General features: G+C 72.2%; 19 protein-coding genes. 5 read left to right on the top strand and 14 right to left on the bottom strand.

The annotated features are described in order from the left end of the window. Positions 1 to 22 precede the first annotated feature (22 nt). Positions 23 to 2,800 carry a DEAD/DEAH box helicase gene (locus AB0M80_RS20785; RefSeq protein WP_364567044.1) on the bottom strand — a complete coding sequence of 926 codons (2,778 nt, stop codon included), beginning with the start codon at positions 2,798 to 2,800 and terminating at the stop codon, positions 23 to 25. A gap of 189 nt (positions 2,801 to 2,989) precedes the next feature. Between AB0M80_RS20785 and AB0M80_RS20780 the strand changes: the two genes are divergently transcribed. Continuing rightward, positions 2,990 to 3,565 carry a hypothetical protein gene (locus AB0M80_RS20780; RefSeq protein ID WP_364567041.1) on the top strand — a complete coding sequence of 192 codons (576 nt, stop codon included), beginning with the start codon at positions 2,990 to 2,992 and terminating at the stop codon, positions 3,563 to 3,565. On the opposite strand, the gene AB0M80_RS20775 is transcribed toward AB0M80_RS20780, so the two are convergent. The 7 genes from AB0M80_RS20775 to AB0M80_RS20745 all read right to left on the bottom strand — a co-directional run bounded on the left by AB0M80_RS20775 (position 3,562) and on the right by AB0M80_RS20745 (position 8,472). After that, the gene (locus AB0M80_RS20775; protein ID WP_364567038.1) at positions 3,562 to 4,443 is read right to left on the bottom strand and encodes a YegS/Rv2252/BmrU family lipid kinase; all 882 of its coding nucleotides are present in this window, start codon (positions 4,441 to 4,443) and stop codon (positions 3,562 to 3,564) included. The two genes, AB0M80_RS20780 and AB0M80_RS20775, sit on opposite strands and share 4 nt — an antisense overlap. After that, positions 4,443 to 5,414, bottom strand: coding sequence for a twin-arginine translocase subunit TatC (gene tatC / locus AB0M80_RS20770; protein ID WP_364567035.1), 972 nt, complete (start codon positions 5,412 to 5,414; stop codon positions 4,443 to 4,445). The genes AB0M80_RS20775 and tatC overlap by 1 nt, the downstream gene beginning before the upstream one ends. A 90-nt stretch (positions 5,415 to 5,504) precedes the next feature. Continuing rightward, positions 5,505 to 5,816, bottom strand: coding sequence for a Sec-independent protein translocase subunit TatA (tatA, locus tag AB0M80_RS20765; protein WP_364567032.1), 312 nt, complete (start codon positions 5,814 to 5,816; stop codon positions 5,505 to 5,507). A gap of 31 nt (positions 5,817 to 5,847) precedes the next feature. Next, a complete protein-coding gene (locus AB0M80_RS20760; protein WP_364567029.1) occupies positions 5,848 to 6,060 on the bottom strand; it encodes a bacteriophage holin in 213 nt (70 codons plus the stop codon). Positions 6,061 to 6,069: 9 nt separating this feature from the next. Further along, positions 6,070 to 7,050 carry a WYL domain-containing protein gene (locus AB0M80_RS20755; protein ID WP_364567026.1) on the bottom strand — a complete coding sequence of 327 codons (981 nt, stop codon included), beginning with the start codon at positions 7,048 to 7,050 and terminating at the stop codon, positions 6,070 to 6,072. Then, positions 7,047 to 8,030, bottom strand: coding sequence for a WYL domain-containing protein (locus AB0M80_RS20750; RefSeq protein WP_364567023.1), 984 nt, complete (start codon positions 8,028 to 8,030; stop codon positions 7,047 to 7,049). The genes AB0M80_RS20755 and AB0M80_RS20750 overlap by 4 nt, the downstream gene beginning before the upstream one ends. Positions 8,031 to 8,040: 10 nt before the next feature. Next, the gene (locus tag AB0M80_RS20745) at positions 8,041 to 8,472 is read right to left on the bottom strand and encodes a helix-turn-helix domain-containing protein (protein ID WP_364567021.1); all 432 of its coding nucleotides are present in this window, start codon (positions 8,470 to 8,472) and stop codon (positions 8,041 to 8,043) included. 106 nt (positions 8,473 to 8,578) lie between these two features. Between AB0M80_RS20745 and AB0M80_RS20740 the strand changes: the two genes are divergently transcribed. Both AB0M80_RS20740 and AB0M80_RS20735 read left to right on the top strand, forming a co-directional pair. Then, a complete protein-coding gene (locus AB0M80_RS20740; RefSeq protein ID WP_364567019.1) occupies positions 8,579 to 9,487 on the top strand; it encodes an NADP-dependent oxidoreductase in 909 nt (302 codons plus the stop codon). Between the two features lie 20 nt (positions 9,488 to 9,507). Continuing rightward, entirely contained in the window at positions 9,508 to 10,206 is a 699-nt protein-coding gene (locus AB0M80_RS20735; protein WP_364567016.1) for an SDR family oxidoreductase, read from the top strand. On the opposite strand, the gene AB0M80_RS20730 is transcribed toward AB0M80_RS20735, so the two are convergent. Continuing rightward, a complete protein-coding gene (locus tag AB0M80_RS20730; RefSeq protein WP_364567013.1) occupies positions 10,203 to 11,237 on the bottom strand; it encodes an oxidoreductase in 1,035 nt (344 codons plus the stop codon). The genes AB0M80_RS20735 and AB0M80_RS20730 overlap by 4 nt on opposite strands. 104 nt (positions 11,238 to 11,341) lie before the next feature. Beyond that, a complete protein-coding gene (pafA, locus tag AB0M80_RS20725) occupies positions 11,342 to 12,700 on the bottom strand; it encodes a Pup--protein ligase (RefSeq protein ID WP_364567011.1) in 1,359 nt (452 codons plus the stop codon). A gap of 144 nt (positions 12,701 to 12,844) precedes the next feature. On the opposite strand from pafA, the gene AB0M80_RS20720 reads away from it, so the two are divergent. After that, positions 12,845 to 14,326 (top strand): phosphatase PAP2 family protein, encoded by a 1,482-nt coding sequence (locus AB0M80_RS20720; RefSeq protein WP_364567008.1) that lies wholly within the window; start codon positions 12,845 to 12,847, stop codon positions 14,324 to 14,326. Positions 14,327 to 14,429: 103 nt separating this feature from the next. Beyond that, positions 14,430 to 15,629: an alpha/beta hydrolase-fold protein gene (locus AB0M80_RS20715; protein ID WP_364567005.1), complete on the top strand. Its 1,200-nt coding sequence runs from the start codon at positions 14,430 to 14,432 to the stop codon at positions 15,627 to 15,629. 240 nt (positions 15,630 to 15,869) lie between these two features. On the opposite strand, the gene prcA is transcribed toward AB0M80_RS20715, so the two are convergent. From prcA to dop, 4 genes are all read right to left on the bottom strand, one after another. Next, complete coding sequence (prcA, locus tag AB0M80_RS20710) at positions 15,870 to 16,661, bottom strand: proteasome subunit alpha (RefSeq protein ID WP_364567002.1); 792 nt, start codon at positions 16,659 to 16,661, stop codon at positions 15,870 to 15,872. A gap of 51 nt (positions 16,662 to 16,712) precedes the next feature. Further along, positions 16,713 to 17,567, bottom strand: a complete 855-nt coding sequence (prcB, locus tag AB0M80_RS20705) for a proteasome subunit beta (protein ID WP_364566999.1) — start codon at positions 17,565 to 17,567, stop codon at positions 16,713 to 16,715. 140 nt (positions 17,568 to 17,707) lie between these two features. Further along, a complete protein-coding gene (locus tag AB0M80_RS20700) occupies positions 17,708 to 17,902 on the bottom strand; it encodes a ubiquitin-like protein Pup (RefSeq protein WP_003075646.1) in 195 nt (64 codons plus the stop codon). Between the two features lie 85 nt (positions 17,903 to 17,987). After that, positions 17,988 to 19,490 (bottom strand): depupylase/deamidase Dop, encoded by a 1,503-nt coding sequence (gene dop / locus AB0M80_RS20695; protein ID WP_364566996.1) that lies wholly within the window; start codon positions 19,488 to 19,490, stop codon positions 17,988 to 17,990. Between the last annotated feature and the right edge of the window lie 14 nt (positions 19,491 to 19,504).

The raw sequence follows: 19,504 nt of genomic DNA, 5'->3' as shown, positions 1-19,504 counted from the left end.
GGGAACAGGCCTTACACCGAGTTCACGCCGCGCCCGCGGCCACGACCCCGCGGCGCAGTGCCTTCACCGCGTCCGCCGCCGCCGCACCGACCGGATCGGCCTTGCCGAGCACGTCGCGGATCTGGTCGAGCAGGTCGATCACCTGACGCGACCAGCGCACGAAGTCACCCGCCGACAGCTCCTGGCCGTTGGCCTCCGCCGCGGTCAGCACCTTCTCCAGCGATTCACCCCGGGCCCAGCGGTAAACCGGCCAAGCGAACCCGGCGTCCGGCTCGCGGGTCCGCTCCAGCCGGTGCCGCCGCTCGTCCTCGGTCAGCTCCACCCACAGCCGTGCCGTTTCCTGCCACGCTTCGGGCACCGCGCCACCCGGCAGCCGGGGTTCACCCGCGGTGTCCCGGCGGGCTTCGAACACGAGCGTGGAGACGACCGCGGCCAGTTCGGCCGGGTTGAGCTTGCGCCACACGCCGTGCCGGATGCACTCGGCGGCCAGCAGGTCCGACTCGCTGTAGAGCCGGGTCAACCGCCGGCCGTGCTCGGTGACCCGGTCTTCGCCGTCCCCCGCTGATTCCGGGCCCAGATAACCGCGTTCGCCCAACAGGGCGAGGATCCGGTCGAAGGCACGCGCCAGCGAGTGGGTGGTCGCCGCCACCTTCCGCTCCAGCTGCTCGGTCTCCGCGGCGAGTCTTTGATACCGCTCGATCCAGCGCAGGTTCGCCTCACGCTCGGCCAGCCCGTGACACGGATGAGCCCGCAGCGCCCGCCGCAACGCGGCCAGCTCACCGTCTTCGTTCGCCCCCGAACGCCGCTTCTGCCGCCCCGGCAACGAAATCCCGGCGCTCCGCAGCGCCGAGGCGACGTCCCGGCGCGCCCGCGGCGAACGCAGTTCGACGTGCTTGGGCAGCTTGATCCGCCCCAGCACCTCCACCGGCGCGGGGAAATCCGTCACCGACAGCGGCCCCGACCACCGGTCCTCGGTCACCACCACCGGCCGCGGCTCCCGGATCGGGTCCAGCCCCGGGTCGACGACCACGGCCAGCCCCGCCCGGCGGCCCGCCGGCACCGCGATGACGTCACCCTTGCGCAGCTTCTCCAGCGACTCCGCCGTACCGGCACGACGCACCGCGGTGTTCTGCCGGGACAGCGCCTTCTCCCGCGTCGAAATCTTCGCGCGCAGCTCCACGTACTCGAGCATCTCGTCGAAATCGCCGGTCACCGCGGCCGAATAGCCCTTCAGGGCTTCCTTGTTGCGTTCGATCCGGCGCGCGGTGCCCACCACCGACCGGTCGGCCTGGAACTGCGCGAACGACTGCTCCAGCAGCTCACGCGCCTCGGCGGCCCCGACCTGGGCCACCAGGTTGACCGCCATGTTGTAGCCCGGCCGGAACGACGACCGCAGCGGGTAGGTCCGCGTCGACGCCAGCCCGGCCACCTGCTTGGGATCGACCCCGGGCTGCCACGCCACGACGGCGTGCCCCTCGACGTCGATGCCGCGCCGCCCCGCCCGGCCCGTGAGCTGGGTGTACTCCCCCGGCGTCAGCTCGACGTGCGCTTCCCCGTTGTACTTCACCAGGCGTTCTAGAACGACCGTGCGGGCGGGCATGTTGATCCCCAGCGCCAGCGTCTCCGTGGCGAACACGGCCTTCACCAGCCCGCGGACGAACAGCTCCTCCACGGTTTCCTTGAACGCCGGCAACAGCCCGGCGTGGTGACCGGCGATCCCGCGCTCGAGCGCTTCCCGCCACTCCCAGTAACCGAGCACGCCGAGATCGCCCTCGGGGAGATCCGCCGTGCGCTCCTCGATGATCCGCCGGATCTCCTCGACCTCGCCGGGTCCGTTCAGCCGCAGCCCGGCCCGGACGCACTGCGTCACCGCCGCGTCACAGCCGGCGCGGGAAAAGATGAACACGATCGCCGGCAGCAACCCGGCCCGGTCCAGCTGCTCGACGACGTCCACCCGCGACGGCGGCCGGAACCGCGGCATCCGCGGCGGCGCACCCCGGCGGCCACGCGGCCCACGGAACCCGGCCGGCGCGTACTGGCGGCCGATCTCTTCGGTCCGGCGCAGCAGGGTCGGGTTGATCCGCAGCTCGGCCCCCGGGGCGTGCACGTCATCCCCGGCGAACAGGTCGAGCAGCCGGTTCCCGACCAGCATGTGCTGCCAGAGCGGCACCGGCCGGTGCTCGTCGACGACGACCGTCGTGTCGCCCCGGACCTCCACCAGCCACTCGCCGAACTCCTCGGCGTTGCTGACCGTCGCCGACAGCCCGACCACGCGGACGTGCTCGGGCAGGTGCAGGATCACCTCTTCCCAGACCGCGCCGCGGAACCGGTCGGCGAGGTAGTGGACCTCGTCCATGACGACGTAACCGAGGTCGGTGATCGTCGACGAGCCGGCGTAGAGCATGTTGCGCAGCACCTCGGTGGTCATCACGACCACCTGGGCGTTGCCGTTGATCGAGGTGTCCCCGGTCAGCAGGCCGACGGCGTCGGCGCCGTAGCGGGCGACGAGGTCGGCGTACTTCTGGTTCGACAGCGCCTTGATGGGTGTCGTGTAGAAGCACTTGCGGCCTTCGGCCAGCGCCAGGTGCACGGCGAACTCGCCGACCACGGTCTTGCCGGCTCCGGTCGGCGCGCACACGAGCACGCCGTGACCACCCTCGAGGGCCTCACACCCGCGGATCTGGAAGTCGTCGAACTCGAAGGACGCCTCCGCGGCGAAGCGCGTCAGCTGGGGGTACTTCCCGCGACGCGTGGAGGCCGCATAGGCCTCGGCCGGGGACGAAGAAGGGCTACTGGCCACCTCGTCAGGGTTTCACATCCCCCGGGCAGTCCGCACGCCACGTGACCAACGGCGTGGCGCTCCCCGTCTCTGCGTCCTTCGATTTCTCCGGTCGTCACTTGGTGATCGAGAAATTCGGCCCGCCTTATAGGGCGTTATACACTTGCCGGTCCGGGGAACCGGTTGCCGTCCGGCCGCGTCGGAGCCGGCATGACCGAACCGTGCCCGAGCTGCGGCTTGCTGGATCGGGTGCAGCACGTGCCCGCGGCCTACCACGGCGGTCACTCGTTCTACCGTGGCCAGGGCCCGGCGGTCGCGATACCGGCCGGTGACAGCGTCGTCTACACGAACAGCCAGGTCAGCGGGGTGTCGGTCACCGCGGTCGCCCGTGCGCTGGACCCCTTCCCTCCCCCGCGCCGCGGCGGCGGGCTGCTGGCGGCCGCGATCGTGCTGGCCTTGGCCGGGAGTTGTTTCCTGCTGCTGCCGTTCTCGGCGTTCGACGACCCGCCGCCCGGCGGCGCGGCGACGAAGGTGCTGGGTGCGGCCGTGATCTCGCTGCCGTCGGTGTGCGTGTACGGCGCGGCCGGCGTGCTGGTCTGGCTGTACGTGCGGCGCTTGCGGGAGCACCGGCGGCAGCGGCGCGGCGTGCCCGCGGCGCAGCAGGTGTGGGAGCAGGGCTGGTTCTGCCACCGCTGCGGTGGGGTGTACTTCGCCGACACGGGACGGCTGCTGACCCCGGCGCACTTCCGGCAGCTGGTGGCGCGGGCGGGTGGCTACGACCGCTAGGCCAGCACCGTCAGCGCGCCCGGGACGCAGGTGACCGTCACCGGCACCGTTCCTTGCGGTTCCCCGTCGGCGTAGGCGGGCCAGGTGTTGCCGGCCAACGTCACCGAGCGGGCGCGCAGGGTGCGGACCGCGGGGTGGGTGAGGTGCTTGCCGGTGCGCAGGCCCGGGAGCATCCGGATCAGGCCGCGGCGGGTGGCGTGGCCGATGATCGTGACGTCGAAGACGCCGTCCTCGGGGTCGGCCGTCGGGCAGATCGGGACGCCACCGCCGTAGAAGCGGGTGTTGCCGATCGCCACGAGGGTCGCGTCGAGCTCGAGGCGATCGGTTCCGGTGTCGACGACCACCGGGCGGGACCGGAACGCCGCCAGCTCGGCCAGGATCGCGACGTCGTAGCGCCGCGGCCCGGACGGCCAGCGCATCCGGTTGGCGCGTTCGTTGACGCTCGCGTCGAAGCCCGCGCACAGCACGGTCGCGAACCAGGTACTGCCGACGCGGCCGAGGTCGATCCGCCGCCGGGCGCCCGAGCGCAGGGCCGCGACCAGCGCGTCGACCGCGGGGAGCGGCTCGCCGGGCAATCCGAGGGCGCGGGCGAAGTCGTTGCCGGTGCCCGCCGGGACGAGCCCGAGCGCGACGTCGTGGTCCGCGCAGAACTGGACGCCCTGGTGCGCGGCGCCGTCGCCGCCGAGGACGATCAGGACGTCCAGACCGGCGCCGTGCGAGGTCCGCATCAGCGCGCGGGACTCCTCGACGGAGTGGGCGACCAGCACGTCGAGCCGGTCCACGGCGGTGCGCAGCCGCTCGGCGACGGTGTCGGCGATCCGGGCGGCGGCGCCGTGCCCCGACGCCGGGTGCACGGCGAGCGCGGCGTGGATCCCCACTAGGTGACGTCGTCGGTGCTCGACCGGCCGCCGGACGCGGTCGGAGCGGACGGCTCGTCGTCGACCTTGCTCGGGGTGTAGTCGAACGGGGCGGCTTCGTCGTCGGCGAGCTTGTCCCAGCCCTCGTCGGAGCGGACCTTGTCCTTCTTGCGGTCGTGGAAGCGCGCCATCTGGATGGAGATCTCGAACAGCACCGTGAGCGCGCCGGCCAGGCCGAGCATCGAGAAGGGGTCCGAGCCCGGAGTGGCGAAGGCGGCGAACACGAACAGCGCGAACACGATGCCGCGGCGCCACTTCTTGAGCTGCACGTACTTCACGACGCCGACGCGGTTGAGCATCACCACGAGCAGGGGCAGCTCGAAGCTGATCCCGAAGATGACCAGCAGCGACAGCATGAACGAGATGTACTTGTCCGCGGTCAGCGCGGTGATGAACTCCCCCTCGCCGAAGCCCATGAGCAGCTGCAGCGCGTGCGGGAACAGGATGTAGGCGAGGACCGCGCCCGAGGCGAACAGCGCCGACGCGAAGCCGACGAACGTCAGCGCGTACTTGCGTTCCTTGGAGTACAGGCCGGGCGCGATGAACGCCCAGAACTGGTAGAGCCAGGCCGGGGCCAGCAAGACCGCACCGGCGGCGACGCTGACCTTCAGCTGGATCATGAACGCTTCGAACGGCTGGGTCTGCAGCAGCTGGCAGCCCATTTCGCTGTTGAGCCGCCGGTTGGCCGGGATGGCGCAGTAGGGCGCCTTCATGATCTCGCCGAGCGACGGGACCGGGCCCATCTTGGTGCTGAACCAGATGAACCCGAAGATGGCGCCGGCGATGACGGCGAGCATGGCGAAACCGAGGCGGCGGCGGAACTCGTAGATGTGCTCGATGAGCGTCATCGTGCCGTCGGGGTTGGCCCGGCGGCTGCGCTTGCGCCGCTTCGAGCCGCGGTGCTCACCGTTTCCGGAGGCGGGTTCCGCCACGGGTTGTTCCGTTCTCGTCGGAGTCCGCGCAGAGCGCGCCGGGACCGGCGCGCTCCGCGGACAGGGGACCAGGTGTGCCGGAGCCGCCGCTCAGCTGACGTTCTTCTGCGGCTGGTCGGCGGCCTGCTGCTTCTTCAGCTCGTCGAGCTGGCGCTGCAGGTCGGCGACCTGCTGGTCGGTCGCCGTCGCGGCGGGGGTGGCCGGGATCTGCTTCGTCTCGACGGGCTCGGCGTCTTCGTGCGCCGCGGCCTTGTCGCCGGTGAGGTCCTTGGTCTCGGCCTTGAAGATCTTCATGGACTTGCCGATGGACCGGGCCGCGTCGGGAAGCCTCTTGGCCCCGAACAGCAGCACGACGACGAGCACCAAGATGATCAAATGCCACGGCTGCAATCCGTTCAGCATGGTGGCCTCCTATCTGCGTCTGGTAGGGATGTTACTGGTTTTCCGGCTTGCGGTGGCGCTGCGCGAACGCGACGCGCAACGCCGCCGACCGCGCGCGGACGAGCCCCGCACGGTCCTGGGTGTTCGTAGCCACCATGCTTGCGGTCCGCCGGAAGGCACGCAAGACCTTGACGGTCCGCACCAGCAGGACAACGAGGCCGGCGAGGCCGAGCACGATGAGCACGGCGGTGGGCAGGTACGGCACGTCGTCAGCCTAGTGGTCGCAGGTTGACGGAAGGTGACGGGCTCGGGCCACGGCGCCGGCGGCGCGGCGACCGACGTCCGACGCGAGGTCGGCCGGGCTCTCCACCAGCGCTTCTCCGCCCAGCCCCAGCACCAGGCGCACCATCCAGGACTGGTCGGCGTAGCGCATCCGGATCCGCAGGCGGCCGCCGTCGAGCTCGTCGAGTTCCTCGCACGGGTAGTACTCGGCTACCCAGCGTGCGTCCGGGTCGAGGACCAGGACCGCTTCCCGCTGATCGGGACGCTCACGGAAGACACCCTCGGAGATGTCGGTGGGGTGGGCGTGCGCGGGCGGCCGCGACGGCTCGTCGAGGATCGTCAGCTCGTCGATCCGGTCGAGCCGGAACAGCCGGACGGCCTCGGCGCGGCGGCACCAGGCCTCGAGGTAGCCGACCGCCTGGACGATCAGCAGCCGCATCGGGTCGACCGTGCGCTCGGTGATCTGGTCCTTGGACGCGGTGTAGTAGCTCATCCGCAGGGCGTGCCCGCTCTGCAGCGCGCGGGCGACCTCCTCGCGGGTCCGCGCGGTCTTCTTGCCCTCCCGCACGCCCCCGCCGACGACCACGCCGGCCGGCTGGGCCTGCCCGGCGGCGGCCTCGATCTTGGCGATGGAGCGGCGGACGGCGTCGCCGTCGAGCACGCCCGGCGTCTCGGCCAGTGCCCGCAGCGCCACCAGCAGCGCGGTCGCTTCGCCGCCGGTGAGCCGCAACGGGCGGCTCATCCCGGCGTCGTGGGTGACGACGATCGTGTCGCCCTCGAAGGACAGGTCGATCAGGTCGCCGGGGCCGTAGCCGGGCAGCCCGCACATCCACAGCAGCTCGAGGTCCTTGCGCAGCTGCTTGGGCGTGACGTCGAAGTCCTGCGCCGCTTCGTCGACGCGGATGCCCGGGCGCGCGAGCAGGTAGGGCACGAGCGCCAGCAGCCGCGGCATCCGGTCGGTGGATCCGCTCACAGCGCGCTCACCTGCCGGGCCACGACGGCTTCGAGCCGGTCCTGGACGCTCTTGGCCAGCACGTCGGGTTCGAGCACGAGGACGTCGGGGCCCTGGGCGGCGATCCAGTCGGCGGCCGATTCCGGGTAGAGCAGGCCGATCTCCACGAGGTCGCCCTCTTCGCCGTCGATCGCGCACCGGCCGACCACGGTGCCACGGCGGCGGACCCCGGCCGCGCGGCCGTCGGCGACCCAGATCCGGGCGGTGGTGACCGGGGCCGGTTCGCTGTCGCCGGTGGCCGTGACCAGCTTGAGCAGATTGACGCCGTCGGGGCGCCGGACCTCGCCGGGTTTGCCGACGGGGCGGACCTGCCCGGTGACGCGCGACAGCCGGAAGCACCGGGTGGCGCCGCGGTCCCGGTCGTGCCCGACGACGTACCAGCGGGCCCGCCACGACACCACGCCCCACGGTTCGAGGGTCCGCATGATCCGCTCCGGGGAACCGCTGCGGCGGTACTCGAACCGCACCGCCTGGCCGTTCTGGACCGCGGCCAGCAGCGGCCCGAACGCCGGTTCGGCGCGCACGCGTGGCTCGACCACCGTGGGAGCCTGGTCGTCGACCTCCAGGCCGGCGGCGCGCAGCTTCACGAGCGCGCCGTGGGCCTGGCCGGTCAGCTCCGGGGAGTCCCACAGCCGGGACGCCAGCGCGACCGCGGCGGCTTCGTCGGGGGCGAGGTCGATTTCGCCGAGTTCGTAGTCACGGCGGGCGATGCGGTAGCCCTCGATCGCGTCGAAGGCGGAGTTGCGGCCGGTTTCCAGCGGAATACCCAGTTCGCGCAGCTCGGTCTTGTCCCGTTCGAACATCCGGAAGTAGGCCTCGTCGCTGGCCGCGTCGCCGTATCCGGGCACGATGCCGCGGATCCGCTCGGCAGTGAGGTACTGCCGGGTGGACAACAGGGCCAGTACCAGATTGACCAGCCGTTCGGCGCGTGCGGTGGACACCCGGTAGAGCCTAGCCCGCGCCGTCCGGCCCGATCGTGAGGTCCGGGGTACGCGCGTCGTAATCGGTGCGGGCGGCGTCGACGGCGTCGAAGTTGGCCTCGGCCCACGCCTTGAACCCGGCCATCAGCGCGCGCAGCGATTCCCCCAGTGGCGTAAGGGAATAGTCGACGCGGACGGGCACCGCCGGGGTGACCTCGCGGCGCACCAGGCCGTCGCGTTCGAGCACGCGCAGGGTTTGGGTGAGCATCTTCTGGCTGACCCCGGCGATGCGGCGCGAAAGGTCGCTGTAGCGCTGCGGGCCGTCACCGAGCGCGACCAGGATCAGGCTGACCCACTTGCCGGCGATCTCGTCCAGCAGCTTCCGGGTCGGGCACGCCGCCAGATAGGCGTCGTAGGCGGCCTTTTCGGCTTGCCGCCGCTGTTCCGCCGTGCGCGTGGGCACCGGCCTCACCTCCTCGTGCGGTGGGCACCCGCAGGTGCGTACTTCCCAACGGAGAGTAGCTCCCCATACGTTCGCGAGGAAGGTTCGACCCGCGAAGGAGACGAAGATGCGTGCGATGGTGGTCCGCCGGTTCGGTGGCCCGGAGGTCCTGGAGGCCGTCGAGGTGCCGGTGCCCGAGCCCGGTCCCGGGCAGGTGCGGATCCGGGTGGCGGCGGCCGCGGTCAACCCGGTCGATGCGGCCACCCGTTCGGGAGCGCTCAGCGAGGCGGGGGTGATCCCGCCGCGGGAGGTGCTCGGTCTCGGCTGGGACGTCGCCGGCCGGATCGACGACGCCGGGGACACCCGATTCGGCGTCGGCGACGCCGTGATCGGGCTGCGCGACCGCATCGCCCTCCCCCTCGGCGCTTACGCCGAGTACCTCGTCCTCGACGCCTCGGCCGTGGCCCCCGCGCCACCCGGCCTCTCCCCCGTCGAAGCGGCTACCCTCCCCCTCAACGCCCTGACCGCCGCCCAGGCGCTCGACCTCGTCGAGACCACCGGGACCCTGCTGGTCACCGGCGCGGCCGGGGCGGTCGGCGGGTACGCCGTCGCCCTCGCGCACGCCCGGAAGCTGCCGGTGGTCGCCGTGGCGTCCGAAGCCGACGAAGCTCTCGTCCGGCAGTTCGGTGCCGGCGAGTTCGTCCCCCGCGGCCCGGCGCTGGGCGACCGCGTCCGGGCCGTGGTCCCCGGCGGGGTGGACGCCGTCCTCGACACCGCGCTGCTGGGGCTGGACGCGCTCGACGCCGTCCGGGGCGGCGGCGAGTTCGTCGCCTTCGCGGCCGGAGCCGCACCGCTCCCGCTGCGCGGCGTCCGCGTCCGCCACGTCTGGATCCGCGCGGACGGCGAGCGGCTGGCCGAGCTGGCCGGGCGCCTTCCCGCGCGCGTCGCCGGCGTGCTCCCCCTGGCGGAGGCGGCGGCCGCGCACGAACGGCTGGCCGCGGGTGGGCTGCGCGGCCGGCTCGTGCTGACTCCGTGAATCATCCCTAGCCTGGACGCATGGATGATCGCGTTCTCCTCATCACCGGCGCCTCCCGCGGCCTCGGTGCCGCCACGGCACGGCTGGCCGCCGCCTCCGGGTTCAAGGTCGCCCTCGTCGCCCGCAAGGCCGAGTCCGTCACGTCCCTCGCGGCCGAGCTGGGCGAAGACCGGGCCATCGCCCTCGGCGCGGACGTCGGGGACTGGCCGGGCATCTCCGCCGCCGTCGACGAGACCGTGGCGCGGTTCGGCCGGCTCGACGCCGCCTTCGCCAACGCCGGGATCGGGGTCGGGACGTCGTTCTTCGGCGACGACGACCCCGACCCGCGGGCGTGGGAGCCGATGGTCCGCACCAACGTGCTCGGCGCCGCCTACACCGCCCGCGCGGCCCTGCCCGCGCTGAAGGAGTCCTCGGGGCACCTGCTGATCACCGGTTCGGTCGCCGGCCGCTACATCCGCAACGCCAGCCTGTACTCGGTGACGAAGTGGGCGGTGACCGGGATGGCCGGCGCGATCCGCGAAGAGGCCGTCGGTACCGGGGTGCGGGTCACGCTCATCAACCCCGGCATCACCGATACCGACATCCTCGACGACAACCAGCGCACGAAGCCGAAGCTGGAAGCCGACGACATCGCCCGCGCCGTGCTCTACGCGCTCTCACAGCCGCCGTCGGTGGACGTCAACGAGATCATGGTCCGCCCGACCGGCCAGGTGCTCTAGCGGCTCAGGCGGGCCACGCGGCCACCGGCGCCACTCGCCCAGCACATCGTCCCGGCGCAGTCCACCGAGTCGAAGCTGCCGGTGTCGAACGACGTCCAGTGCCGCCCGCCGTCGGGGCTGTAGTCGCTGCCGCCCGGGCCGACGGCGAGCACCGAGCCGCCGCGCCAGGCCAGCCCCGACCGGTACCCGGCGGGGTACTGCGCCGGGGTGTGCCAGGTGCGGCCGCGATCCCGGGTGAGGGCGACGGCCGGGCCGGGCGCGGCGGGGTTCGCGTAGTCGCCGCCGATCGCGACGCCCTGCCCCGGCGTGCGGAACGCGACGGCGAACACGCCCGCGGACGGGCTGCTGGGCAACGGCGTGGCGGCCGCCGTCCAGTGGCGGCCGCCGTCGCCGGAGTGCAGGACGCGGGCGGTGGCGCCGCCGCCGGTGGCCAGCCAGGCGTCGGACGGCCCCGCCGTCGTGAGGCACTGGCCGCTGGCCGCGAACCCGGCCTCACCGGGCAGTGCGGGCGGGAAGCCGCTGTCGGGCACCGGCCGCCAGCTGCGGCCGCCGTCGAAGGTGGCCTGCACGCGGAACCGGCCGTCGACGGGGTCGCTCATCGCCAGGCCGCGCCACGGGTCGAAGAAGGCCAGGCAGTCGTAGAACGCCGCCGCGTCGGTGTTCTGGAAGCTCAGGCGCCAGTGCGCGCCGCCGTCGTCGGTCCGGTAGACGCGGGAGTCGGTGCCGGGGCCGATGGAGAGGACCACGGCGTGGGTGGCGTCGAAGGCCTCGATGTCGCGGAACTGGAGCGTCTCGGTCCCGGGCGGCCCGACGGACTTCCACGTGCGCCCGCCGTCGACGGTGCGCAGGACGGTGCCCTGGGTCCCGCTCACCCACGCGACGCGCCCGCTGACGGCGGACAGGCCCCGGAACTGGGCGGCGACGCCGGTCGGGGCCGGCTCCCACTTCGGCAGGCGCTCCCCCGCCGACGCCGGAGCCACGATCGAAACCACCAGAGCGACCACGAGGACGACCACACGCACGACACGCATGCGCCGATCCTGCCGCACCCCCGCCCCGACTTTCGTCGCGTCCCCGAACGCCGTGAATGCCCCCTTGACGGCTGTAAGAGCCGTCAAGGGGGCATTCACGAAGGTCAGAGCGAGCTGATCAGGCGTTCCACGCGTTCGTCGACCGAGCGGAACGGGTCCTTGCACAGGACCGTGCGCTGGGCCTGGTCGTTGAGCTTCAGGTGCACCCAGTCGACCGTGAAGTCACGGCCCGCGGCCTGGGCCGCGGCGATGAAGTCGCCGCGCAGCTTCGCGCGGGTCGTCTGGGGCGGGGTGTCCTTGGCGGCCTCGATCTCGCCGTCGTCGGTGACCCGGCGGACCAGGCCCTTGCGCTGCAACAGGTCGAAGATGCCCCGGCCGCGGCGGATGTCGTGGTAGGCGAGGTCGAGCTGCGCGATCCGCGGGCTGGACAGGTCCAGGTCGTGCTTGTGCCGGTAGCGCTCGACCAGCCGGTGCTTGATCGCCCAGTCGATCTCGGTGTCGATCTTGCCGAAGTCCTGCTGCTCGACCGCCTCCAGCGCCCGGCCCCACAGCTCGACGACGCGTTCGTTCGCCGGCGTGGAGCCGTTGTCCTTGAGGTGCTGGACGGCGCGGGCGTGGTACTCGCGCTGGATGTCCAGCGCCGACGCCTCACGCCCGCCGGCCAGCCGCACCTGGCGGCGGCCGGTGAGGTCGTGGCTGATCTCGCGGATCGCCCGGATCGGGTTGTCCAGGGTGAAGTCGCGGAACTGGACGCCGGCCTCGATCATCTCGAGCACGAGGTTCGCCGAGCCGACCTTGAGCATGGTCGTCGGCTCGGCCATGTTCGAGTCGCCCACGATGACGTGCAGCCGCCGGTAGCGCTCGGCGTCGGCGTGCGGCTCGTCACGGGTGTTGATGATCGGCCGCGAGCGGGTCGTCGCGCTCGACACGCCTTCCCAGATGTGCTCGGCACGCTGGGAGAGGCAGTAGACCGCGCCTCGCGGGGTCTGCAGCACCTTGCCGGCGCCGCAGATGAGCTGGCGGGTCACCAGGAACGGGAGCAGCACGTCCGCGATCCGGGAGAATTCGCCCGCGCGGGTCACCAGGTAGTTCTCGTGACAGCCGTACGAGTTGCCCGCCGAGTCGGTGTTGTTCTTGAACAGGAAGATGTCGCCGCCGATGCCCTCGTCGGCGAGCCGCCGTTCGGCGTCGACCAGCAGGTCCTCGAGGATCCGCTCTCCGGCCTTGTCGTGCGTGACGAGCTGGACCAGGTCGTCACACTCGGCCGTCGCGTACTCGGGGTGCGAGCCGACGTCGAGGTAGAGCCGCGAGCCGTTCGACAGGAACACGTTGGAGGAGCGTCCCCACGACACGACCCGCCTGAACAGGTACCGCGCCACCTCGTCGGGCGAGAGCCTGCGTTGTCCGTGGAAGGTGCACGTGACCCCGAACTCGGTCTCGATGCCAAAGATCCGCCGCTGCATTCCACCAGAGTAGGCGCTGGACCCCCTTCGACGGTGCGCCGTTCGGGCGTCGACACGCCCCCAGTACGCCACAGACGGTGAAAACTGCCCGGATCAGGCACGATTGGAGCACGGCTCTTGACGTCACGCGGAAGGCGGACTCCTTTGTCACACCAGCTCATCCGGGCCTTCCGGCGGGTCGGCCGGACCGACCGCACCCTGATGCGCCGCAGCGCTGCACTGCCCGCCTCGAAGGCCGACGACGCGCTGATGGCGCTGTCGAGATCCGCGAACAAGTCCCGCCTGTGGTGGGGTGTCGCCGCGGTGCTGGCCACCCGCAAGGGCGCGACCCGCCGGGGCGCGCTGCGCGGGGTCGTCGCGATCGCCGGGGCCAGCGCCGCGGCGAACCTCATCGGCAAGCCGCTGTTCCCCCGCCGCCGCCCGGCCGAGGAAGAGGTGCCGATGCGCCGCCGCCTGCGGAAACGGCCCACGTCCTCGTCGTTCCCCTCCGGGCACTCCGCGTCCGCCGCGGCCTTCGCCACCGCGGTGGCGATGGAGTCGCCGCGAGCCGGGCTCGCGGTGGCCCCGTTGGCGCTGGTCGTCGCCTACTCCCGGGTCCACACCGGCGTGCACTGGCCCTCCGACGTCGGCGTCGGGCTGGGCATCGGCGTCGGCGTCGGCCTGGCCACCCGGCACTGGTGGCCGCTGCACGACGACGTCCCGGGCCGCACGGCCCACGACGCGGACGCGCCCGAGATGGTCGACGGCGAGGACATGCTCGCGGTCGTCAACCCCAGCTCCGGGGTGGCCGGCCAGGACCCGACCGAGGACGTCAAGTTCGCCTGGCCCAAGGCCACGCTGCTCTACCCCGACCCCGAACAGGGCCTGCGTGCCCAGCTCGAAGCCGAGATCGACGCCCGCGGCACGATCCGCGCACTCGCGGTCGCGGGCGGGGACGGCACCGTCGCCGCGGTCGCCTCCGTCGCGGCCGAACGCGACCTGCCGCTCGCCCTGGTCCCGGCGGGGACGCTCAACCACTTCGCCCGCGACGTCGGCGTCACCTCGATGCCCGACGCCGACGCGGCGACCGAAGTCGGCAACGCCGTGCGCGTCGACCTGGGCGAGGTCGAGATCGACGGCGCCGGCGACGCGGCCCACCGGTGGTTCGTCAACACCGCCAGCCTCGGCGGCTACCCGGAGATGGTCCGGCTGCGCGAGAAGCTCCAGCAGCGGCACCCCAAGTGGCCCTCGGCCGCGATCGCGCTGGCCAGGTCACTGCGGAACGCCAAGCCGCTGACCGTCCGGCTCAACGGCAAGCGGACGCAGATCTGGCTGCTGTTCGTCGGCAACGGCACGTACGCGCCGAAGGGGTTCGCCCCGAGCCGCCGTCCCGCGCTCGACACCGGCCTGCTCGACATCCGCTATCTGCGCGCCGACCTGCCCTACTCGCGTGCCCGGTTCCTGCTCGCGATGATCACCCGCAGCCTCGCCGCCAGTCACGTCTACCAGGAGCTCGACCTGCCCGAGCTCGACGTCGAGCTGCTCGACGGCAACCGCCGCGTCGCCACCGACGGCGAGGTCGGCCCGCTCGGCAACCGGTTCCGCTTCCGCTCGCGGCCCAGCGCGCTGACCCTCTACCGCCTTTGATTGATCTTTACCTTCTCTCAACGAACCCACAGCCGCCCCCGGCTAGCTTCGCGGTCGAGTTGCGGGCACTCCTGCCCGCGGCCGGGGGACGAGCGGGGATTCGATGGACGGGCACGGCCTGGCGAGCGTCATCCACCGGGCCGCGAGCGATCCGGTGCTCCCCGGCGACGTCACCGCCCGCGCCCGCGACCTGGGCCCGCTCGAGTCGCCGCTGATCTGGCTCGCCCTCGCCTCGGCCGCGGTCGCCGTCCTCGCCGTCGTGGTCGCGCTCGGGTACCGCCGCCGCGTCCGGCGCTGGGGGTGCACGGCCTTCGGCGTCCTCCTGCTGCTGGCGGCGGTCACCGCGCTCAACAGCTACGTCGGGTACGTCCGCACCGCCGACGACCTGGCCCGGCTCCTCGAGCGTGGCCCCGGCGTCGTCAACCTCGCCGGCCACCTGCTCGACGACGGCCAGGAGGCGCCCGCTTCAGCCGCCCCCGCGCCGCACCCCGGCGCGGGCGCGGCCGCCGCCGGTCAGCGGATCGACGTCCTCAGCCTGCCCGACCCCGCCCACGGGGTCCCGTCGGGCAGCAACTACGTCATCCTCCCGCCGGGGTACGACGCCGACCCCGCCCGCCGTTACCCGGTCGTCTACCTCATCCACGGCTACCCCTTCGGCGGTCCCCGCGACTGGCTCACCTCCGGCGACGCCCCCGGCACGCTCCTGGCGCTCCAGCGGGCCACCGTCATCGCCCCGATGATCGTGGTCAGCGTCGACCTGACCGCCGGCCACCCCAGCACGGACTGGGAGTGCCTGAACGTGCCGGGCGGCCCGCAGCTGGAGACCTACCTCGCCGGCACCGTGGTCCCGGCCGTCGACCAGCGCTACCGCACCCTCGCCGACCGCACGCACCGCGCGCTGGGCGGCATGTCCGGCGGCGGCTTCGGCGCGCTCAACATCGGCCTCCACCACGTCGGCGAGTTCGCCACCCTGGTGATCGCCCTGCCCTACGACGACCTCAACGACTCGATCGGCATCCTCGACGGCAACCCGGCCGCCATCGCCGCCAACACCCCTCGCCGCTACCTGCCGGCGATGGAGTTCACCGCGCCGATCTCGGTGCTGCTCGCGGTCGGCACCGGCGCCCCGACCGACGTCACGACGGCCCACCGGATCGCCGACGCACTGCGCGCCCGCGGCCAGGAGGCGGTGGTCCACGCCGAACGCGGCTTCAACCACACCTGGCACACGGCCCGGGCCACGCTGCCGTACCTGCTGGCCTTCGCCGACCAGACCTTCCGGGCCTCGCCCGCGACGTCCTGAGCCGTTGGAGCTTCTGCCGGGTTGCTCCCGCCGGCCCGAACGCCGGATTGTTCAACGGCCGTCACGCCGCGTCAAGGCGGGAAAGCGTGCCTTGACCCGGCCCGCCGGCCGCTGATGCGGCTGCGTATCGGGCCGGCAGGGGGGTGTGGCCGATGGCCTGCGGGCCGTCTGCATCGGCGAACAATGGCAGCGGGGGCGCGGCCCACCGGCCACGCCCCCGCCTCCGCCTCCGCTCGGAACTTATTCGCCTTCCGGCTTCTTCTCGGGCTCGTCCACGTGGGGGTCCGGCACCGGCAGCAGCGTGTCCAGCGCCGTCCCCGTCAGGCGGCGGAACGACCGCCGCGGCCGGTCGCGGTCCAGGACCGCCACCTCCAGCTTGATCGGGTCCGCGTCGCCGTTGCCGTTCGCCGCGGCGTTCCCCGAGGAAGACGAACCCGCCGAAGACGTCGTGGGCGCCGGCTGGGTCGGCGTCCGCAGGGCGGTCACCGCCACCCCCAGCGCCGCCTGCAGGTCCAAGCCGTCCTCGAACGTCTCCTTCATCTTCGCGGCGATCTTGTCGGCCTGCCCGCCCATCACCACGTACTGCGGCTCGTCGAAGATCGACCCGTCGTAGGTCAGCCGGTACAGCTGGTCCTCCGCCGCGCTCGCCGCGACCTCCGCCACACAGATCTCCACCTCGAACGGCTTCAGCTGCTCGGTGAAGATGCTGCCCAGCGTCGCCGCGTACGCGTTCGCCAGTGCCCGCGCGCTCACGTCACGCCGGTCGTACTGGTACCCCTTGAGGTCCGCGTGCCGGATGCCGGCCACGCGCAGGTTCTCGAACTCGCTGTAGCGCCCGACCGCGGCGAACCCGATCCGGTCGTAGATCTCGGAAACCTTGTGCAACGTCGCCGACGGGTTCTCCGCCACGAACAGCACGCCGCCCGCGTACTTCAGCACCACCACGCTCCGGCCGCGCGCGATGCCCTTGCGCGCCAGCTCGGAACGCTCCCGCATCAGCTGCTCGGGAGAGGCATACAACGGCATCGTCACGGTGTGCGCTCCAGGTTTTTCGGTGTTCCAACGTTCACTGGTCGAGTCCGGTCAGGAAAGCCGGCGCTGGTGGCGCTCGATCCGCCCCGCCACCACGGCTTCGGCCACCGCGGCGGTCTCGGCCTCGGACAGCTGCATGGCGCCCTGCTCGGCGGTGATCGTTACGACGCTCGGGAAGATCCGGCGCACCAGGTCCGGCATGCCCGAGGCGGTGTCGTCGTCCGCCGCGTCGTACAGCGCCTCGACCGCCACCCGCGTCGCGGCCTCGACGTCGGCGTCCGGGTCGTGCAGCTTCTTCAACGCGGACTTCGCGAACAGCGAACCCGAGCCGATGCCCGCGTACCCGCCGTTCTCCTCGTACCGCCCGCCCGCGGCGTCGTAGGACACGATCCGCCCGGCGTGCTTCGGGTCCTCGGCATCCAGGTCGTACCCCACGAACAACGGGATCGCCGCCAGCCCGGCCATCGCCATCTCCAGGTTGGCCTTCACCATCCCGGCCAGCTTGTTCGTCTTGCCGTCCAGCGACAGCGAAACGCCCTCGATCTTCTCGTAGTGCGCCAGCTCCACCGCGTACAGCCGCACCATCTCCACGGCCAGCCCCGCCGTGCCCGCGATGCCCACCGCCGAGTACTCGTCGGTGACGTGCACCTTCTCCATGTCACGGCTCGCGATCAGGTTCCCCGACGTCGCCCGCCGGTCACCTGCGATCAGCACACCGCCCGCGAAGGTCAGCGCGACGATCGTCGTCCCGTGCGGCACCCCCAGCTCCGAGACACCGCTGCCCACCCGGCGCTCCGGAAGCAGCTCCGGCGCCTGCACGCGCAGGAAGTCCGAAAACGACGACGTCGCCGACGAGAAGTACGCGGCCGGCAGCGCGGGACCCGAGATGCCCCTGGTGTTGTCCATACGTGCTCAAAAATCCCATCTGTGCGGGCCAGGCGAGCCCGGGCCCCGCGCCCGGAGCCCCGCCCGCACGCGGACGCGCCCACCACGCGGAGCCCCGGCCGCCGGCTGAACGGTCGGCAAGGGCGCAGTGCCCCGAGCGGCTACTCGCCGCCCTTCTGCACGTAGGCCCGGACGAAGTCCTCGGCGTTCTCTTCGAGCACGTCGTCGATCTCGTCGAGGATCGTGTCCACGTCCTCGCCGAGCTTCTCGCGCCGCTCCTGACCCGCCGCGCCGGTGTCCTCGAACTCCTCGTCGGAGTCACCACCGCCGTGCTTTTCGATCTTTTCCTGGGCCATCTCGCCTCCCGGTGTGGCTGATGTTTCCTAGCCTACCCAGCGGCCCCGACATTCGGGGCAACGCCGCGATCGGTGTGCCAACCGCCTAGTCCGAACCGGTGAGCGCCTCCACCAGCTCCTCCGCCGTCGCCGCGTTGTCCAGCAACTTGCCGACGTGCGCCTTCGTCCCCCGCAACGGCTCCAAGGTCGGGATCCGCACCAACGACTCCTTGCCCACGTCGAAGATGACCGAATCCCACGAAGCCGCCGCGATCGACGTCGCGTACTTCTCCAGCGCCCGGCCCCGGAAGTAGGCCCGCGTGTCCGACGGGGGCGTCGTCACCGCGGCCAGCACCTCTTCCTCCGACACCAGCCGCTTCATCGACCCGCGCGTCACCAGCCGGTTGTACAGGCCCTTCGCCAGCCGCACGTCCGAATACTGCAGGTCGACCAGCCGCAGCCGGGGTGCGCCCCAGGCCAGGTTGTCCCGCTGCCGGTACCCCTCCAGCAGCCGCAGCTTCGCCGGCCAGTCCAGCCGGTCCGCGCACTCCTGCGGATCCCGCGCCAGCGCGTCCAGCACCTCGCCCCAGACCCGCAGGACCTCCTTCGACGCCTGGTCCGCGTCCGTGCGCTCCAGGTTCTGCGAAGCGATCTCGTGGTAGGCGAACTGCAGGTCCAGGCCGGTGTACTTCTTCCCGTTCGCCAGCGCGACCTGCGTCTTCAGCGTCGGGTCGTGGCTGATCTGGTGGACCGCCTTGACCGGCTCGTCCAGCTTCAGGTCGTCGAACCGGATGCCGGACTCGATCAGGTCCAGCACCAGCGCCGTCGTCCCGACCTTCAGGTACGTCGAGTACTCCGACATGTTCGCGTCGCCGATGATCACGTGCAGCCGGCGGTACTTGTCCGCGTCCGCGTGCGGCTCGTCGCGCGTGTTGATGATGCCGCGCTTCAGCGTCGTCTCCAGGCCGACCTCGACCTCGATGTAGTCCGCACGCTGGGAGAGCTGGAAGCCGGCCTCTTCGCTCTGCTGGCCGATGCCGACCCGGCCCGAGCCGGTCACCACCTGCCGCGACACGAAGAACGGCGTCAGCCCCGCGATGATCGCGGTGAACGGGGTCGACCGCGCGCACAGGTAGTTCTCGTGCGTGCCGTAGCTCGCGCCCTTGCCGTCGACGTTGTTCTTGTACAGCTGCAGCTGCGGCTGACCCGGCACGGACGCGGCCTTCATCGCCGCCTCCTCCATCACCCGCTCGCCCGCCTTGTCCCAGATGACCGCGTCGCGCGCGTTCGTCACCTCGGGCGCCGAGTACTCCGGGTGCGCGTGGTCGACGTACAGCCGCGCCCCGTTGGTCAGGATGACGTTCGCCGCGCCCAGGTCCTCGACGTCCGGGTCGTGCCCCGGCCCGGACGGGCCGGTCAGGTCGAACCCGCGCGCGTCCCGCAGCGGGCTCTCCACCTCGTAGTCCCACCGCGCCCGCCGGGCGCGCGGGATGTCGGCCGCCGCCGCGTAGGCCAGCACGACCTGGGTGGAGGTGAGTACCGGGTTCGCCGTCGCGTCGCCCGGCACGGAGATGCCGTACTCGACTTCGGTTCCCATGATCCGCCGCATGTCACCACCCTACG

Origin of the sequence: Amycolatopsis sp. NPDC051045, assembly GCF_040682955.1 — a bacterium.
Taxonomy (GTDB): Bacteria; Actinomycetota; Actinomycetes; order Mycobacteriales; family Pseudonocardiaceae; genus Amycolatopsis.
This window is presented reverse-complemented; position numbering and strand designations above follow the sequence as displayed.

Bases quoted from the DNA above. Each gene is read 5' to 3' on its own strand.
- prcB (WP_364566999.1), bottom strand. From the start codon at position 17,567: ATGGACAACACCAGGGGCATCTCGGGTCCCGCGCTGCCGGCCGCGTAC.
- AB0M80_RS20740 (WP_364567019.1), top strand. From the start codon at position 8,579: ATGCGTGCGATGGTGGTCCGCCGGTTCGGTGGCCCGGAGGTCCTGGAG.
- AB0M80_RS20730 (WP_364567013.1), bottom strand. From the start codon at position 11,237: ATGCGTGTCGTGCGTGTGGTCGTCCTCGTGGTCGCTCTGGTGGTTTCG.
- pafA (WP_364567011.1), bottom strand. From the start codon at position 12,700: ATGCAGCGGCGGATCTTTGGCATCGAGACCGAGTTCGGGGTCACGTGC.
- AB0M80_RS20700 (WP_003075646.1), bottom strand. From the start codon at position 17,902: ATGGCCCAGGAAAAGATCGAAAAGCACGGCGGTGGTGACTCCGACGAG.
- tatA (WP_364567032.1), bottom strand. From the start codon at position 5,816: ATGCTGAACGGATTGCAGCCGTGGCATTTGATCATCTTGGTGCTCGTC.
- dop (WP_364566996.1), bottom strand. From the start codon at position 19,490: ATGCGGCGGATCATGGGAACCGAAGTCGAGTACGGCATCTCCGTGCCG.
- AB0M80_RS20715 (WP_364567005.1), top strand. From the start codon at position 14,430: ATGGACGGGCACGGCCTGGCGAGCGTCATCCACCGGGCCGCGAGCGAT.
- AB0M80_RS20735 (WP_364567016.1), top strand. From the start codon at position 9,508: ATGGATGATCGCGTTCTCCTCATCACCGGCGCCTCCCGCGGCCTCGGT.
- AB0M80_RS20780 (WP_364567041.1), top strand. From the start codon at position 2,990: ATGACCGAACCGTGCCCGAGCTGCGGCTTGCTGGATCGGGTGCAGCAC.